18 protein-coding genes and 2 pseudogenes are annotated in these 16,968 nt (G+C 49.2%); 18 read left to right on the top strand and 2 right to left on the bottom strand.

The features are described from left to right. Together EAO38_RS07390 and EAO38_RS07395 are read right to left on the bottom strand one after the other, a co-directional pair. Positions 1 to 1,013: pseudogene (locus EAO38_RS07390) on the bottom strand (hypothetical protein); the annotation flags it as partial. Positions 1,014 to 1,015: 2 nt separating this feature from the next. After that, complete coding sequence (locus EAO38_RS07395) at positions 1,016 to 3,652, bottom strand: phosphoenolpyruvate carboxylase (protein ID WP_121022534.1); 2,637 nt, start codon at positions 3,650 to 3,652, stop codon at positions 1,016 to 1,018. Between the two features lie 67 nt (positions 3,653 to 3,719). Between EAO38_RS07395 and ilvC the strand changes: the two genes are divergently transcribed. From ilvC to EAO38_RS07485, 18 genes and pseudogenes are all read left to right on the top strand, one after another. Beyond that, positions 3,720 to 4,724, top strand: coding sequence for a ketol-acid reductoisomerase (gene ilvC, locus EAO38_RS07400; RefSeq protein ID WP_121022535.1), 1,005 nt, complete (start codon positions 3,720 to 3,722; stop codon positions 4,722 to 4,724). A 9-nt stretch (positions 4,725 to 4,733) separates the two neighbouring features. After that, positions 4,734 to 5,534: a septum site-determining protein MinD gene (gene minD / locus EAO38_RS07405; RefSeq protein ID WP_121022537.1), complete on the top strand. Its 801-nt coding sequence runs from the start codon at positions 4,734 to 4,736 to the stop codon at positions 5,532 to 5,534. Next, positions 5,531 to 5,785 (top strand): cell division topological specificity factor MinE, encoded by a 255-nt coding sequence (gene minE, locus EAO38_RS07410; RefSeq protein ID WP_121022539.1) that lies wholly within the window; start codon positions 5,531 to 5,533, stop codon positions 5,783 to 5,785. Before minD ends, minE begins: the two co-directional genes overlap by 4 nt. After that, positions 5,779 to 6,579 carry a DNA-processing protein DprA gene (gene dprA, locus EAO38_RS07415; protein WP_121022541.1) on the top strand — a complete coding sequence of 267 codons (801 nt, stop codon included), beginning with the start codon at positions 5,779 to 5,781 and terminating at the stop codon, positions 6,577 to 6,579. The genes minE and dprA overlap by 7 nt, the downstream gene beginning before the upstream one ends. Then, positions 6,576 to 6,974: a Holliday junction resolvase RuvX gene (ruvX, locus tag EAO38_RS07420; protein WP_235852567.1), complete on the top strand. Its 399-nt coding sequence runs from the start codon at positions 6,576 to 6,578 to the stop codon at positions 6,972 to 6,974. Before dprA ends, ruvX begins: the two co-directional genes overlap by 4 nt. Then, entirely contained in the window at positions 6,971 to 7,978 is a 1,008-nt protein-coding gene (locus EAO38_RS07425; protein WP_121022561.1) for an RluA family pseudouridine synthase, read from the top strand. The genes ruvX and EAO38_RS07425 overlap by 4 nt, the downstream gene beginning before the upstream one ends. Further along, positions 7,881 to 9,134 carry a fibronectin type III domain-containing protein gene (locus EAO38_RS07430; protein WP_205588379.1) on the top strand — a complete coding sequence of 418 codons (1,254 nt, stop codon included), beginning with the start codon at positions 7,881 to 7,883 and terminating at the stop codon, positions 9,132 to 9,134. The genes EAO38_RS07425 and EAO38_RS07430 overlap by 98 nt, the downstream gene beginning before the upstream one ends. Then, on the top strand, positions 9,135 to 9,932 hold the full coding sequence (locus tag EAO38_RS07435) for a class I SAM-dependent methyltransferase (protein ID WP_121022543.1): 798 nt from the start codon (positions 9,135 to 9,137) through the stop codon (positions 9,930 to 9,932). Positions 9,933 to 9,961: 29 nt separating this feature from the next. Then, on the top strand, positions 9,962 to 10,294 hold the full coding sequence (locus EAO38_RS07440) for a hypothetical protein (protein WP_162982730.1): 333 nt from the start codon (positions 9,962 to 9,964) through the stop codon (positions 10,292 to 10,294). Continuing rightward, a complete protein-coding gene (locus tag EAO38_RS07445; protein ID WP_120946219.1) occupies positions 10,291 to 10,962 on the top strand; it encodes a cell division ATP-binding protein FtsE in 672 nt (223 codons plus the stop codon). Before EAO38_RS07440 ends, EAO38_RS07445 begins: the two co-directional genes overlap by 4 nt. Continuing rightward, on the top strand, positions 10,949 to 11,758 hold the full coding sequence (locus EAO38_RS07450) for a cell division FtsX domain-containing protein (RefSeq protein WP_121022547.1): 810 nt from the start codon (positions 10,949 to 10,951) through the stop codon (positions 11,756 to 11,758). Before EAO38_RS07445 ends, EAO38_RS07450 begins: the two co-directional genes overlap by 14 nt. Further along, entirely contained in the window at positions 11,755 to 13,008 is a 1,254-nt protein-coding gene (locus EAO38_RS07455; protein WP_121022549.1) for a murein hydrolase activator EnvC family protein, read from the top strand. The genes EAO38_RS07450 and EAO38_RS07455 overlap by 4 nt, the downstream gene beginning before the upstream one ends. A gap of 55 nt (positions 13,009 to 13,063) precedes the next feature. After that, entirely contained in the window at positions 13,064 to 13,477 is a 414-nt protein-coding gene (locus tag EAO38_RS07460; RefSeq protein WP_235852568.1) for a flagellar protein FlaG, read from the top strand. A gap of 12 nt (positions 13,478 to 13,489) precedes the next feature. Further along, positions 13,490 to 15,553 carry a flagellar filament capping protein FliD gene (gene fliD / locus EAO38_RS07465; RefSeq protein WP_121022551.1) on the top strand — a complete coding sequence of 688 codons (2,064 nt, stop codon included), beginning with the start codon at positions 13,490 to 13,492 and terminating at the stop codon, positions 15,551 to 15,553. Positions 15,554 to 15,580: 27 nt separating this feature from the next. Beyond that, positions 15,581 to 15,964 carry a flagellar export chaperone FliS gene (fliS, locus tag EAO38_RS07470; RefSeq protein WP_121022553.1) on the top strand — a complete coding sequence of 128 codons (384 nt, stop codon included), beginning with the start codon at positions 15,581 to 15,583 and terminating at the stop codon, positions 15,962 to 15,964. Further along, positions 15,948 to 16,187 carry a hypothetical protein gene (locus EAO38_RS07475; protein ID WP_121022555.1) on the top strand — a complete coding sequence of 80 codons (240 nt, stop codon included), beginning with the start codon at positions 15,948 to 15,950 and terminating at the stop codon, positions 16,185 to 16,187. Before fliS ends, EAO38_RS07475 begins: the two co-directional genes overlap by 17 nt. 164 nt (positions 16,188 to 16,351) lie before the next feature. Further along, the gene (locus tag EAO38_RS07480; protein WP_121022557.1) at positions 16,352 to 16,576 is read left to right on the top strand and encodes a tautomerase family protein; all 225 of its coding nucleotides are present in this window, start codon (positions 16,352 to 16,354) and stop codon (positions 16,574 to 16,576) included. Between the two features lie 23 nt (positions 16,577 to 16,599). Then, positions 16,600 to 16,968 (top strand): annotated as a pseudogene (locus EAO38_RS07485) (nucleoside 5-triphosphatase RdgB (dHAPTP, dITP,XTP-specific)); the annotation flags it as partial.

Consider the following 16,968-nt stretch of genomic DNA (forward strand, 5'->3'; position numbering starts at 1 on the left):
GGGGTTTGGGCACTTAAGTTAGAGGGGGGTGGGGTTTGGGCGGAGGTTGTGGCACTCGTGGGGGGAGTGCTGGGCATATAGGGAGGGTAGGCTAGATTTTCTGGAATGGGCACAGGCATGAAACTGGGGGATTGGGGCGTATTTACAGGGGGGCTAAAGCTAGGTTGGGGCGGGGGGACGTGGGAGGTGTTGGCATACATCCTGGAAGAATTAGGGCGTTCAACACCATCCTCAAAGGGTTGGGAAGGCGTGGGATTTTTAGGAATGGCGTGCGCGCTAGCAGAGGCGCTAGTACGGGCGCGTCTAGTGGTGCGGGTACGCGCTGTAGTGGATCGTGTTTTAGAGGTACGCGTTGTAGTGGATCGTGGCGTACTGGTGTGTGTTCTACTCATGCGGGGAGTGGGGGGTATGGCCGTGTGGGAGGGGCGCGCTGTGCTAGAGCGCCTTGCAGACCGGGTTGTCGAGCGACTACTAGCCACGCGTGTAGGGGCGCGTCTGCTAGAGATGCGCGGAGTTGTGATAGCATGGGGGTTTTGCGCATTGTGTAATTCTAGGGTTTGTGTGGGCGCAGCTTGGGTAGGGTTTGCCCCTTGAATCACAACTCCCTCAAAGCTGGGTTGGTGGGCGATATAATGGGCGTAACTCACTCCTAGAAGTGCTGCCATTTTTTTAGAATCGCTTTCTTTAAAATGGATGCGCGCGCCCTTAGCGATTTTTTTAAGTCTGAGCGCGCCCAAGTCTTGAGAGGTCTTGAGTGAGGGGAGGGGGGTGGGTTTGGAGGGTTTGGTGTTTTTGGAAATCTTTTGTAGGCTCAGGGCGTTAAAAAAGAGTTTTTGGCGTTGGACACTGTAACGCCCTTTGATTACTAAGGACGCTTGGGGAATGTCTTGCAACACCACTTGCCCAGTGAAATAGCCTGCACTTTTAGCCAAGTCCAAATCTGTAGAGAGTTGCACCACTAAGGCGCGCAGGGGTAAAACCAGCACAAAGAGACTCCACAAGAGTTTTGGCATCATCATCCTGTATTGCGCATACCCTGAGCAATGCCCACGATAGTGCTGTGTACATAGGTTTTTAGCTGGGCTTGGCGATCGGGCGCGCAGGATGTGTTGAATTCATGGATCGAAGCGATTTGCAAGCAATTGAGCGCATTGATGTAGGGAGTTCTAAAGAGAATGCCCTCGCGTACATCGCTGTCTCGTTCTAGCAACTGCGTTTCTGCGCGCACCGCTAAAACCGCACGCATGGTTTTGTGAAACTCGTTTTCAATGCGCGCCCAAATGTGCGGCGCGTTAGGATTGGACATGGCAAAGTAATGGTAGCGTTGGGCGATCTGTAAATCCACTTTTAAGAGCACTTGGGCAATATTGTCTAGCACCACTTTAAAAAACCCATCTTGGCAGTAGAGATTGCATAGTTTTTCCCAATCTCCCACACTCTCTAACCCGCTCCCCACCCCATACCACGCGGGCAAGATACTGCGGTTTTGCGTCCATGCAAACACCCAAGGGATGGCGCGCAGGTCTTCAATACGCGTGCTTTCCTTGCGTTTAGAGGGGCGTGAGCCCAAATTGAGTTCTTGAATAAAGCTAATGGGGGTAACACGCTTGAAATAGTCTAGAAAATCCGGGGTCGCGTAGATGAGATCGCGATACACTTCACAAGAAACTTCTGAAATGCGCTTCATCGTCTTGGAGGGCGTGGCTTTTTGGGGGCGGTGGCGATCTAGAGTGGCCTTGGTCAAAAGAGCGCCCGTAATATTGGAGAGATTGCTCAACGCGCTAGAGGGGTTGAGGTATTTAGAGCTGATGGTTTCGCCCTGTTCTGTAAGTTTTAAAATGTGATCCACGCTGTGCAGGGGGGCGTTTAACAAGGCATGTTGCAAATTCCCCCCGCCTCGACTCACACTCCCCCCCCTGCCATGGAATAAGAGAAAGGCGATCCCCAACTCTTTGCCCAAGTCGATCAACGCGCTGATCGCCCCGTGCAGATTGTAATTGCTCGCAAAAATCCCCCCATCCTTGCTGCTATCCGAATAGCCTACCATGATTTCTTGCTGCCAGTCCATGCTTTCCAAATAGGCACGGTAATGGGGGTTTTGGCTCAGGGTGCGCATGATAGCTTGGGCGTTTTGGAGATCGTAGATAGTTTCCAAAAGAGGGGTGATGTGGATCTTAAAAGGGTCGCCCTTGGTGAGGCCGTGCTGTTTAGCCAACCATAGCACACTGAGCAAATCGCTAGCTTGGGTGGTCATAGAGACGATGATAGAGTGGAAAATGGGCGCGCCCACCTTGTGTTTAGCCCACGCGATGTGGTTAAAGGCTTCCAAAAGGCGTTTGCACTCGGGACTGAACTCTAAGGCACTCAAAGAGAAGGGGGGTTGGGCTAGGGCATGGTTTAAAATCTCTATCTTAGCGTTTTCTTCTAAGGCATAGAAATCACTAGTGGCTAGCCCCAAATGGCAGAACACTTCGCTAATGGCATACAGGAAGACATCGCGATGTTCTCTAAAATCTAGGCGCAATAGATGGAAACCGGCCAATAACACCAAGTGCCTAAAATCTAGCAAGGGCTGGGCTAGACTGGGTTCTAAATTCTCTAACAAGAGATCGATGTCGCCTAGCAACTCTTGGGGGTCCTGGTAGGCAAACTCCACTTTTAAGGGCGTATTCAAGGCGATCAAGCGATTTTTGAGTTTTTGCTCCATTAGAATAATCTTAGCTCTAAAGGGTTCTTTGGCGTGCAGGCGCGCGCTGGTGGGGTCTAGCTTGTCAAAATGCGCTTCCAAATCCCTTTGCAACGCTGCGGACACGTGGCAAAAATCGCGCGCGATGGAGAGTTCACGTTGGAGTTTAGCCGTGTGCTTCAAATAGGCTTTGAGAATAAACTCATGCTGGATCACCACCACTTGGTGTATGAGGGCATTGCTCACAAAGGGATTGCCATCGCGATCCCCCCCAATCCAGCTGCCCAATTGCAAGGTGCTTTGGCGCAAGGGAGAGTTGAGGGTTTTTTGCACCTGACTTAAGAGTTCTTGCGCGCTGGGTAATATGGAATGCTCTAGGATGTATAGCAGATTGTCCAATTCGAACAACACTTCTAGGCGTTCTTGGCGGATCAAGTGGCTTTTCCACAACAAGCGCAAGCGGTACGCCAAGTGTTCCTTAGCGCGTGTAGCCGTGGTTTGGTTGCAGGCGTGATCGAAAATGAGGTGTAAATCGGTGTAAACCTCTTGGGTGGCTTCTAAAAAGGTGCGCCGCATCGACTCGGTAGGATGGGCCGTAAACACCGGGTAAAACTGGATATGCCCTAACATGTGCGCTAAAGTGGAGCGATCCAAACCTTGATCGAGCAGGGCGTTGTAGGCTTGATCGAGCAAAGAGGGCTGATCGTTCTTATGGCGTTCTTCTACGATGTTGATGAGGATATTGTAGAGAGAAAAGGCTTTGATCACTTCTAGGATCTGTGCAGAAGCGGTGATCTCTTGCAATGCCGTGGCGATCTCTGCCTCGTATCTGGGCGTGTTGCGTTCAAACAACGCCTTCAAGCGTAAAAAATGGCGCGTGGTTGCCGGGCTAAACTCTTCTAAGATGGCCACCACCATGTCGTGGAGAAACCCTAATTCTTGACTCACTTGCAAATCTTGGCGCATTCGATTCCTAGACGAGATTTAAGTTACTTTGCTTTAAAATGCACCATTATAGTCAAAAAGGGAGTGTATGTCTAGGGAAGGGGAGTTCTTACCCATTTACACAGACAAAGAGGGTAGCGCGGGCTTGATAGCGGCCCAACATGTGGGGGTCTTGGGGTATGGGGCACAGGGGCGTGCACACGCCCTCAATTTACGCGATAGTGGTGTTTCCGTCAAAATTGGTTTGTATGCCAGTAGCCCCCGTATCGCCTTAGCCCAAAAGGAGGGTTTTGAAGTGTGTAGCGTGGCAACATGCGCGCAAACCTGTGATCTACTTGCTTGCATGTTGCCTGATGAAATCCACGCCCAAGTGTATACAAAAGAGATCGCGCCCTTTTTACAATCCGGACAAACCTTGCTGTTTGCACATGGCTTTAGTGTCTATTTTAAGCAAATTCAAGCCCCTGAAGGGGTGGGGGTAATTTTGGTCGCGCCCAAAGGTCCGGGGTATGCGCTAAGAGAAAATTACCAACAAGGCAGCGGCTTGTTCGCATTGATAGCCATGCAACAAAACAATGCCCAGCACAATGCCAAAGAATTAGCCCTAAGCTATGCTTGCGCCATTGGATCAGGACGCGTGGGGATTTTGCAAACCACTTTTAAACACGAGGCCTGTAGCGATCTCTTCGGAGAACAGGCGGTGTTGTGCGGGGGGTTGGTCCACTTGCTAGAAAATGCGTTTAACACCTTACTAGAAGCGGGCTACCCGGGCGAATTGGCGTATTTTGAATGCGTGCACGAGATCAAGCTCATCGCTGACTTGATTTATCACAAGGGTTTGGCGCGCATGCAAGAGCATATCTCCAACACCGCAGAGTATGGCGGGTTGGTGAGCGGAACCAAGTTAGTAGACGCACAGAGTAAGGCGCGTATGCAAGAGATACTGGGGCGCATTGAAAATGGGGATTTCGCGCGCGCGTTCATGCAAGAGGCCAAGCAAGGTTATACGCATTTGCGCGCGCGCCAAAGCGCGCTCCAACATAGCCCCTTAGAAACATTTGGGGCGCATTTGCGCGCGCATTTATTCAAGTAAGGAGAAATTGTGGTCATCACCATCACATCAGGCAAGGGGGGGGTGGGCAAGAGCACCACTACAGCGAATTTAGCCATTGGGCTAGCCATGCACCAAAAAAAAGTCGTGGCGATTGATTTTGACATCGGGTTACGCAATCTGGACATGATTTTGGGTTTAGAAAATCGAATCGTTTACGATGTGGTGGATGTGATGGAGGGCCATTGTAAGCTTGCCCAAGCACTCATCAATGACAAGCGCACCAAAGACCTGTATTTTTTACCCGCGTCCCAAAGCAAGGACAAGAATATCTTAGAGCAGCGCAAGGTGCAAGCCTTGATTGAAGAGCTGAAAAACCAGTTTGAATATGTCTTGATCGACTCGCCAGCGGGCATTGAAAGTGGATTTGAGCATGCCATGCTATTTGCCGATCGCGCTATTATCGTGGTAACCCCGGAGGTGAGCAGTGTGCGCGATAGCGATCGCGTGATAGGGATCATCGATGCCAAGAGTCAAAAGATCAAAGAGGGGCAGGAGATGTTAAAGCACATCGTGATCAACCGCATTAAGCCCGATCTAGTAGAAAAACAAGAAATGCTTTCTAATGACGATGTGTTAAAGATTTTGGCCCTGCCCTTAATAGGCCTTGTACCCGAAGATGACAAGATTATCTCAGCCACCAACACCGGCGAACCGGTGATCTACACGCAAAGCCCCAGCGCGCTAGCTTTCCAGCGCATTACAGAGCGTCTTTTAGGTAAAGAAGTGGAGTTTGGGCAATTCAAGGCTAAAAAGGGTTTGGTGGGAGTTTTGAGGGGCTGGCTGGCATGAATGCCTTGTTGCATAAATTGCTTGGGGGGCAAAATAGCGCGCGCGTGGCCAAGGATCGTTTAAAGCTAGTGCTGGCCTATGAAAGGAGCGCGCGTTTGCCTTACATAGAAGAGATGAAGAAAGAAATTCTAGCGGTGGTGCAGAAGTACACTCATACCACCAAAATAGATGTACGTACAAATTCTAGCCACGATATAGACACCTTAGAAGTAGAAATTGTTTTAGAGAGGGCGGAGAACCCCCCGTGTTAAGCCATTTTCATTACCACGCTTTAAATTTTTTACCCCTGTCTTTGGGGCACTTAAAACACCCCCCACAAAGGCTGTATTTTACAGGCCAATTAGAGCTACTCCACGCCCCCTTGAAAGTGGCGCTTGTAGGGAGCAGAACCCCCAGCCAATACACCCAGCACGCTAGCGCCACTTTAGCTAAGACGATCGCCAAGTATGGGGGGGTGGTGGTGAGTGGGGGGGCATTGGGTGTGGATATTATCGCGCAAAAAAATGCCCTGCCCCACACCATCATGATCGCCCCCTGTAGCTTAGATCGCCTTTATCCGCCCACCAACGCGCGCATTATTACACAGATTGCCCAAAAGGGCTTGATCTTGAGCGAATATCAAAAGAACTGCAACCCCTATCGCCACTCTTTTTTGGAACGTAACCGCTTGGTTGTGGCTTTGAGCGATTGTGTCATCATTCCTGAAGCAAATCTGCATAGCGGATCGATGTCTAGCGCTAGATTGGCCTTGATGTACCAAAAACCTCTATTTGTACTGCCCCAGCGTTTGGGCGAGAGTTTGGGCACACAGGAGCTCTTGCAAAGAGGCAAAGCCCAAGCCATCTATGATATAGAACTATTCTGCGCTAAGTTAGCCCAAGATCACCACCTCAGCCCCCCACCATCTCCCCAAGATACGCTCTTAGAATTTTTTAAACACGCCCCCACCTACGAACAGGCCTACGCGCGTTTTGGCGACTTGTTGGCTGAATACGAATTGCAAGGACTCATTACCCGCCATAATGGCTATGTGGTGCTGGCATGAACGCCCCTTTAATGGCCTGTGATGTGGGTTTAAAGCGCATCGGCTTGGCCTTGTGTGTCAAGGGCGTGGTCTTGCCCCTTGAGCCCATTATGCGCACCAATCGCCAACAGGCCAGTCAAGCTTTACGAGCTCTCTTGGCATCTAGACAACCCGCAAAACTCTTAGTAGGCTTGCCCCATGCGCGCTACGCCAACACGCGCCAACGTGTGTTGCATTTCATCGGTCTGCTGGACTTCTCCCCCATTGTCTTTGTGGATGAAGAGGACACCAGCATCCAAGCCCTAGATCGCATCGGGCATTTGCCCTATGCCAAACGCCAAAGCGCGCGCCGGAATGGAATCTTGGATAGCTTGAGCGCGTGCGCGATTTTAGAGCGTTATTTGAGCCAAACATGAGAGCGATCGCGCAGACCAACCAACGCGTGGATCAGTTCGTAGCGCATTTACTAGGCATCACTAGAAGCCAAGCCTTGCAATATATCAAGGCGGATTTGATTTATATCAACGATCGCGCATGCATCAAGGGAGGGGTGGTGCTAAAGCCCGGGGATTGTGTGCAGGTCTTGCCACTACAGCCCCCCGCCACACCTCCAACAATTGCCCCAAATTTCCAGATCGCCTGCCTGTATGAAGACGAAGATATTTTAGTGCTCAACAAACCCCCCCATTTGGCTACACACCCAGCATCCAGTCTCAAAGAAGCAAGCCTCGTGGAATATTTACAGGCTAAGGGCTATGCGCTTTCTAATTTGGGTGGGAGAGAGCGTTGTGGGATCGTACATCGCCTAGACAAACAAACCAGCGGGGCGTTGGTGATCGCCAAAAACAACACCAGCCACGCGCGCTTGAGCAGCCAGTTGCAAAGTAGGGAGATGGGGCGTTTTTATGTCGCGCTCATTGAGGGGCATTTGCGCACGGGGATGTGTGTGGAGTGTCGGCTAGGAAGACATCCTAAAAATCGCTTGAAAATGGCCAATTTAGACGCGATCAAGGCCAAGGGAGGCAAATTGTCCAAGAGTTTCTTCATGCCCCTTTTTGATAGCAAGGCGCACCAGCTCATTGGGGCGCGCTTGCACAGTGGGCGCACCCACCAAGTACGCGCGCACTTGCAAAGTATAGGGCGGCCCATTTTGGGCGATACCCTTTATGGGTCTAAGAACTCTGCAGTTGCACGCACCATGTTACACGCCTATTTGCTCTATTTGACTCACCCTAGCACGGGACAAAAGCTTTTGTTTAAAGCCAAGCTTTTAGATGACATGGTAGAATGCGCACACAAACTTTTCCAAGGGGTCGATTGGCATGGGTGTTTGCAGGAAAGTGTTTTTTTGGAGTGCTTTGGCGTTTCTGCTTGTGAGTTGCACCACCCCCAGAAAGAACAACACCCTCTCCTTTGCTAGCCACAAGACAGAAAGTACAAATACAGATTTGCCGCTTGTCAGGGGGATTAAAACGATCAACGATGTACAATCCGTGGGCTTTGAGTGGTTGCCCGTGGATCACCCTGAGCGCATTGAGGGCTTTGTGATCTACCGCAAGCAAGCCGATCGCCCCTTTGGGCGTGTGGGGATTGTGCGTAACCCCTATGCCACGCACTATTATGACGATGGGTTAACCCCTCAAACCCAGTATTACTACCAAATCGCCACTTTGGGCAGGGATGGCGGCATTTCTGCCATGTCTGAGACTATCAGCGTCAACACCTCTTTTATCAACCCAGTGGAAAATGTCTTTGCGAGCATGACTAGCCCTAGAGAAATCAAAATTTTTTGGACACCCCATCCTAACCCCAGTATCGCCAGGTACATCATCCAGCGCGAGGACGATCAGGGTAAATTTGTCAATATCGGCGTGGTGAAGAACCGCCTCTTTGTAGAATACTTCGATAAGAAATTAGGGGATGGCCAAACGTATCGCTACCGCGTGATCGCTGAGAACTTTGAAGGAGCAAAGTCTCTGCCTAGCGCGGTGGTGGTGGGCAAAACAAAAAACCCTCCTCCTTTAGTGGTTAACCCGCAAGCCAGCACGGATCTAACGCGCAAAATCCATATCAGTTGGACTCCCTCCAGCCAACCAGACATCGCGGGCTATAAGGTTTATGCCGCCGACAACGCCACGGGCAAATACAAGGAAATTGGCCAAGTTAGAGACAATAATTACACAGATAATGTGGATTTAGATGGGGTGGAACGCTTTTATAAAGTGGTCGCTTTTGACAAAGATGGCATCGAGGGAGTCCTGCCCCAAGAGGCGATCAGGGGCACGACTTTGCCTCGCCCCCCCACGCCTCTTATCACGAAGGGTACAATTGAAGATGGCCAGGCGATCATCGTTTGGGGGGCGGTTCAAGACCCCCGCGTTAAGGACTACGCGGTCTATCGCTTTGAGAATAACGCCCGCTCCAAACCCCTGCGCTATGGAGGGATTTTAGGGACACAGTTTGTGGATAAAAACATGGAAAATGGACACAAATACCGCTACCAAGTGGTGAGTGTGGACTCCAGTGGGTTAGAATCGCGTCCGAGCAAAGAAGTGGAATTGCGTTTAGATCGTTGAATGCCCCATTTTAGTGCCACTCAGGCCCATTTGCCTAGCTTCCCCTTTGCCTTAGAGGGGGTGCAGTTTCTATACCGCGCCCAGAGCGTGATTCACCCTCAAGTGGCTTTAATCGGGGTGCGTGCGCCTAGGGATTATCATTTTTGTCTCTACCATATCACACGCCCACAAGGGCATTTATTCAAAGCAGAGAAATCCACACGCCCCATTCCAGTGGGAGTCTTGCAACACGCCTTAGGGCTGTTAACGCGCTATTGTGTCATAACTGGGGGGAATTTGAGCGCATCAGGCTATCAAGAAAGCCCATTTTTACTAGATGTAGCGCAATTGCGCCGTTTTCAAGCGTTTTTTCTAGAAATTGGGTTTGGATCGGGGGTACATCTCTTGCAAAAAGCCCAGCACAACCCTACACAAACTTATGTAGGCGTAGAAATCCACACCCCTAGCATAGAACAGACCCTAGGGCAAATAGAGCGCTTGGGGCTGTGTAATCTATACCTTGTACGTACCGATGCGCGCGCCTTGTTGGAAATCTTGCCCGGGCAATGTTGCTTGGGTGTGGATTTGCACTTCCCAGTCCCTTGGGAAAAGAACCCTGCAAGGCGCGTGATAGGCGCGCGGGTGTTGGGGCATATTCTTAGAGTATTAGTTAATCAGGGGGTGTTTTGGTTGCGCACAGATAGCTTGGCTTATTTTAAGCAGAGTTTGGATTTAGTGTTAGGGTTGGAAAGTTGTGCATGCCAGATTAGCAAAAACGTCCCCGCGGGCGTGCGAGCAAATACGAGGCGCGTTGGTTAAGATGCCATAGAGAGATTTACGATTTGCGCGTGCATGCACGCCACATTCATGGCCCTAGTCCTGTGGTTAGTGTGGATTTAAAATCGCATCTTCATGGCATGCCTAGGGTTTTGTCTTTTGTGCTAGAACACCGGTTTATCAGGGGAGATGATTACTTTTTACACGTCCAAGATGTGCTAGAATACGCCCAGATGTGGGTTTTGGTGTTAAGTTTGGGGGATTTTAACACGCCCACAAATAAGGTGGCACTGTGGCATAGGCAAAAAGGGGTGTTGGAGTATGTCGGAGGCGCTCCCCTTAGCACACAGGCCAATGTTAAGGCGCATGGGCGACTGATAGATATTTTAGTGGAGGCGTTGTGAGCAGTATTGTGGTGGCTAGGGATTTATCCCTAGGCTATAAAAAGGATGAATGGGTGATTAGAGGGGCAAATTTGAAGGTGGAGCGCAAGGATTTCGTGTTTATCTCGGGACCTAGCGGGTGTGGGAAAAGTACGCTTTTGCGTTCCTTATATGGCGATTTGCCCCTATTGGGGGGCAGTTTGGAAGTGTGCAATATCAATGTGAATCGGGCTTCAAGAGCCTTTATCAACGAACTGCGCCGCCATATTGGGGTAGTGTTTCAGGACTATAAATTGATCGAAGAGTGGACAGTGGAGCAGAATATCAAGTTGCCCATGCTTATCAATGGGTATCGTAAAGAGGAGTGCAATATTCAAGCGGAGAAATTATTAGCCCATGTGGATTTGCTCTACAAGTCTAACCGCTACCCCCTAGAACTCAGCGGGGGAGAACAGCAGCGAGTTGCAATGGCGCGCGCTATTGCCCACAAGCCCTTTTTGATCCTAGCTGACGAGCCTACGGGCAATTTGGACGACTACTCCAGCGATATGATTTGGAGCCTGCTCAAGGGGGCGAACAAACAGCTTGACATCACCATCGTGGTGGTTACGCACAGAATCCCTAGTAATTTCAATGTGCCCTACCGCAAGGTCTATATCCAAGATGGAGAGGTGCATGAATACACTTAAGGAACATTTGGCCTTCTTATTGCCTCTGATCGCGCTCTTGGTGGGCTTGGAGAGTGTGTTGTGGATCCAACGCGCCTTGAGTATGCGCGAGGCCCAGCTCTCTAAAAATTATACAATCGCCATCGTGAGTCAGCAGGCCTTGAATTTAGAATTTATCCGCCAAAATGTGCGATCGAGCGTCTCTTTGGATCGCATCAAACCAGACGCGCTTTTAGAAAAATTGCAACAAAATATCAGCCCTAATAGCTTGAGCAATCTGAAAAAAAACCTGCCTTTTTTTTATTCTCTCAAGCTCCAGCACTTCCCGACTTCTGATGAACTCCAAAGAATCCACGATCGTCTGTTGAAAATCCCAGGGGTTTCTAGGGTGGAAGTCTTTAGCAAGACTCACGATCAAGAATACCGACTCTTGTTATTGTTAGAGCAGAGCACGTGGATCTTTGCGTCCTTAGTGGGGGTGTTGTCCATCTTGCTCTTGATCAAGCAGGTGAGCGTGTGGAATCTGCAATATTCTAAACGCATTGAGATCATGGAGCTCTTGGGTGCACCCATGCGCATCAAAAACGGCTTTTTATTCCGTTTGGCCTTGATCGATTCGATCTTGGCCAGTGTGGGGGTGTTGTTAGGGAGTTTGTATTTGAGCGCGCAAAGCAAGTTCCAAAGCATTGTGGGCACTTTGGAAATCCAAAACACTCTCTTTATTTGGCATGAAGATTTTGCGATCTTTTTGGGGGCATCGCTCAGTGTGTCTTTGGCCTGCGTGTGGGTGGTGGTGGTGCAAAGGAGGACAACATGAGGGTTTGGCGCATGGCACTGGTAGCAGGGTGCTTATGTGTGGGGCTTTGGGGCAAAGAAGAGGGCATTGAAGAAATCCAGCGCAATATCAATTTGAACACCAATAAACTACAAGAAACCACCGCCCAAAAGCAAAAACTCAGCACCCATTTAAATAGTTTGGGCAATGCGATCAACCAAAAATACCAACAAAGCCAAGAACTGGCCAAACAAATCCAAGTGATCCAAAAAAGTATTGACAAAAACCAAGCCCAAAGCCTAGCCCAAGAAAAATCTCTAGGGGAATATCGGGCGTATTTAAACGATCTCAAACATAACCGCCTCAAAATCCAAGATGAGGTTACCACGCTTTTACTCAAGGATATTCTCTTTGTGATGGTTTTAGATACACAGAACTTGGCCGATACACAGGATTTAATGCTTCAAGAGGTCTTCAAACGTCTCAGCTTGAGTTCTAAAAACCAACTCGCTAATTTAAATTTCCAAGAAGAACAAATCAGTGCCAAGATCGCCCAACTCTCTAGCAATATCTCCCAAATTAGTGCTGTGATCAATGCCCAAAAGGATCGCAAGCGCAATTTACAACTCGTGGTGGAAGCCCAGCAAAAGATCATCGAAAGCATGCGTGCAGAATTGGTCCTTTATAATAAAAAATTGGAGACTTTGGATCGCGAACGCAAAGGCTTGGATCAACTTTTAGCCTCCCTAAACATTGTTAAGCTAGCTAAAGAAAAAGAAATGGAGCGCAAAAGGGCGCAAAGAGAAAGCCCACCCCCCAAACCCAGTATTGAGGGCATTGAAGCCCCCATAGAAGTCAGGCAGGTGGCTAGCTCTTATCACAATATCCTAACCATTGCCTACAGAGGTCCTAAGACCATTGCGCCCTTGAGCAGCTATAAGGTGGTACAAAAGTTTGGCCCCTATTTTGACCCGGTCTATAAGCTCAAAATCTTTAATGAATCCATCACTTTAGTGTCTACTAAACCTAATGCGGTGGTGCGGAGCGTTTTTGATGGGCGCGTGGTCTATGCCAAAGAAGTGCCTATTTTAAAGAAAGTCATCATCATAGAACACAAGGATGGCATGCACACTATTTACTCCCAATTGGACAAGATCGCCCCCACCATTAGACATGGCCTACATGTACAAAAGGGTTATGTGATCGGGCGTATTGACCAACGTTTGAGTTTTGAAGTAACACTCAAGGACAAACACATCGATCCTTTGGACTTGATCGCCCAAAGCCCCTAGTTATTTGTTAAAAACAACGCAAGAATGCCGATTTGAGGGTATTTAAGGAGATTCCATGTCTGATGGTGTCGCTAGTGTTTCTGAAATAAAATCCCATGTACTCTCTAGTACACCCCTTAGCAAACGCGATCCCAGTGTTCAAATGCCCAAAGCAGAAATCCCCAAGCACGATCCAGTGAGAGAGGAAGCGCTCAAGGCTGATTTACCCGGGAAAGTAGCCAATGATCCTTTAGCCCACGAACTAAAGGAACAGGATTTGCAGAAAATCAGCAAAGACTTGAACGAGAAGATGAAGCGCATGCACTCTGACATCACCTTTAAATACAATGAGGACATCGGAGGTTTGGTGGTGATCATCAAGGACAGCAAGGGCAATAGGGTGATTCGCGAGATCCCCCCCAAAGAGGTGATTAACCTGACCAAGAAAATGCGCGACATTGTGGGGATTCTCTTTGATAAAAAGGGTTGAGGGAAGTAGAACATGGCAGTAGGGCAGTTGAGTTCTTTAGGGCTTGGGAGCAAAGTTTTAAATTACGATGTGATCGACAAACTCAAAAAAGCGGATGAGGACATGATGGTTAAACCCATTGAGAAAAAAATGGAGGCCAATCTAGAGAAACAAAAAGCCCTAGTAGAGATCGAAACTCTCATCTCTAATTTACGATCCCCAGCCAAAGCCTTGAGCGATTACTCCACCTACACCGCCCGCAATAGCAGTGTGAGCGGGGGCACTCTTAAGGCCAGTGTTAGCCCGGGTATCCCTATCCAAAACATCAAAGTGGATGTAGAGAGTCTAGCCCAAGGGGATATCAACGAAGTGGGGACGCATTTTAGCTCACGCGATGACGCATTTAGCCAATTTGACACCACTTTGCGTTTTTACACCAACCGCCAAAACTACGCTGTCAAGATCAAGGCAGGTATGAGCGTGAGCGATGTCGCCCAAGCCATCACCGATGCGACCGATGGGGCTGTAATGGGGATTGTGATGAAAACCGGGGGTAGTAAACCCTACCAATTGATGATCAATGGCAAGAATACGGGCGCAGACAACCGCATTTACTTTGGAGACAGCGTGATCTCACACTTGAACAGCGATGCGCCTATCAGCTTGGGACTCAAGGGTGAGGGCAAACCTGAGGATGACTTTTTCCTCAAAGTTTACGATGCGCAAAACAACCCTGTAGAGATTCCCATCGCCTTAGAGCTTGGGGGGCAAACTTCTGTGGGGAGCAAGAACGAAGCCCTGCGCGCAGCCATCCAAAAGGCCTTAGAAGACAACCCAGCCACTAAGGACCTTATAGACAAAGGGGAACTAAATGTAGGGGTGATCAACGATGGCAAGTCTTTGATTATCAATGACAAACGGGGCTTGGCTGTAGAAGTGGGTGGGGCTAAAGCGCATGAATTGGGCTTTATTCAAGAAAAGTCCCAAGCAGAGGGGGATTTACTTAAGGCCACCACCGCCCCCCAAGCCGGTGCCCTCAAGGGAGTGATTAGTGTCAATGGGCAGAGTATAGATTTAGGCGCGATCACCCATTTAGGCAATTCTAGCGAACAAAACGCCCAAACCGTCGCCAAAGCCCTTAACCAGCTAAAAGGAGTGCGCGCTTCAGTAGGCAATGATGGCAAGCTTGTGCTCAATAGCGCTAGCGGGCAGTTACGCCTTAATGGAGGTAACCCACAGGGCAAGCTCGCCTTGCAAAAGCTAGGGCTTCCAGAAGGCTTTGTACGTTCTTATGCCAACGCTCAAGATCTATTCGCGTTGCGCAATATCCAAAGGGCCGGGGACGCTAAATTTACCTATGATGGTGCGTCCATCAGCCGCCCCACCAATGAAGTCAATGATGTCATCAACGGGGTGTCTTTGAGCTTGCAAGGCACGACAGAGCCGGGCAAACCCGCCATTGTAAGCATCACTCGAGATGACAAGGCGATCATCGACAATGTGAAGGAATTTGTCAAGGCGTATAATGAGCTAATCCCCAAACTCGATGAAACCACCCGCTACGATCCAGACACCAAGATCGCCGGGATTTTCAATGGGGTGAGCGATGTGCGCACGATTCGATCCTCTCTGACCAATGCGGTAACTTTCACTCTTACTACCCAAAAGGGTGTGGATAGCTTGATGAAGTATGGAATCATGTTGGACGAACATGGCAAGATGAGTTTAGATGAAAGCCGTCTTTCTAGTGCCATTAACGCCGACCCACAAGGCACGCAGGATTTCTTTTACGGGAGTGATCACAAGAGTGCAGAAGGCAAGGAGGTGCACCAAGATGGAGTGTTCGAACGGGTAGATAAAGTTTTGGCGAATTTGGTCGATGGTAGTAATGCGCGTTTGAAGCTCTATGAAAACTCTTTGAATCAGGATGTCAAGGCCTTGAGGAAGGATAAAGAGAGCGCGATGGAGTTGCTAAAAACGCGTTACGACACGATGGCCGAACGTTTCGCCGCCTATGACGAACAGATTTCTAAGGCCAACAAGTCGTTTAACGCCGTGCAAATGATGATCGATCAAGCGGCAGCCAAGAAAAACTGATGCTAACAACGCAAGGAAAGGGATAAAATGTTTAGGGCGAATGCTTATAATATCTACCAACAAAATTCTGTTACTGTGGAGTCACCGGCTAGATTGATTGAAATGCTCTATGAGGGCATTTTGAAATTTTGCGCGCAAGCGCAGCGGCATATGGAAGCGGGCGATATTGAAAAAAAGATTCTTTATCTGAATAAGGTAACAGACATCTTTACTGAATTGCTCAATGTCTTGGATTATGAGCGCGGAGGGGAGGTGGCGGTGTATCTGACAGGGCTTTACACCCACCAAATCAAGGTACTCACCCAAGCCAACTTAGAAAATGACAGCCAAAAGATCGATTTAGTCATGCGTGTGGCGCGCGGGCTCTTGGACGCATGGCGCGAGATTCACCAGCATGAATTGGGTAGATAGCCTCAAGGTCGCGCTCTTGCAAAATGATCTCCCCGGGGCCTTTGCTTTGGTGGAGCGTTGCCCTTTCCAGCCCGGCGATGGCACGGACTTAGAAACCTTGCAACAAGCTAAGGAATTGATCGCCCAAACCTTACAGAGACTCCAAACAGAACAACAGAACTTGGGCGCGCAAATGCGCCAGCTCAAAGTGGCACAACGCTTCTTAGAAATCTCCACAGACTAGCAGATCTCTAGCTCTCCTAAATGCTCGAGAACACTTAAAAAACCCAGCTGGCTAGCTCTATTATGTATTGGGATACTCAGCGGATATTTAAGTAGGTCTCAAAGAATAATGTGTCAGAATAGAGTTGCTAGCTTTAGCGCAAAACAGACATGGAAAGGAAGTCTATGCCCTACATCAATATCCGTATTTCCAAAGAACACGGCGGAGCGACAGCAGAGCAGAAACGCGCGCTTATCAGTGGTGTAACTGATTTGGTCGTTGACATCTTGCACAAGAACAGGGAGGCGACTATCGTGATCATCGATGAAATCCACACAGACAACTGCGGTTTAGGGGGCGAAACCATCACCCGCTTAAGGCACACACCCCCTGAAGAAAAACAAGACTAGGGGATTGTTTGTGAGGGGTTAAGGTGCAGCCCATCACTTTAGACATCTATGATTCTAAGGGTAACTTCTTAGGGGTGAAAAGCTTTAGGGCATTGGAGGGCGTGCCTAGTATTAATGAGTGGATAGCAGATTTCAAGGCTAAAGAGGGTTGGGCGGCGATCAAGCAGGGGCGTGGTGATTTTCAAAACACGAATTTAGTTGCCCTGCTCAATCAAATAACTAAACACACCCGCCCGCTTTTTATAGATGCCACTAACCTACACGCTCTAAGTGTGTACTTCAGTGTGCAACTTTGCATTAAACCCACATGGATCAATGATCGCGATCAATTCTACGCCCCCTATGGGGATTCATGGCAAGAGGATCGCGACTTTTTGGGCGATTGCCTAGTC

The sequence above is a fragment of the Helicobacter vulpis genome, assembly GCF_003660395.1.
Classification (GTDB): domain Bacteria; phylum Campylobacterota; class Campylobacteria; order Campylobacterales; family Helicobacteraceae; genus Helicobacter; species Helicobacter vulpis.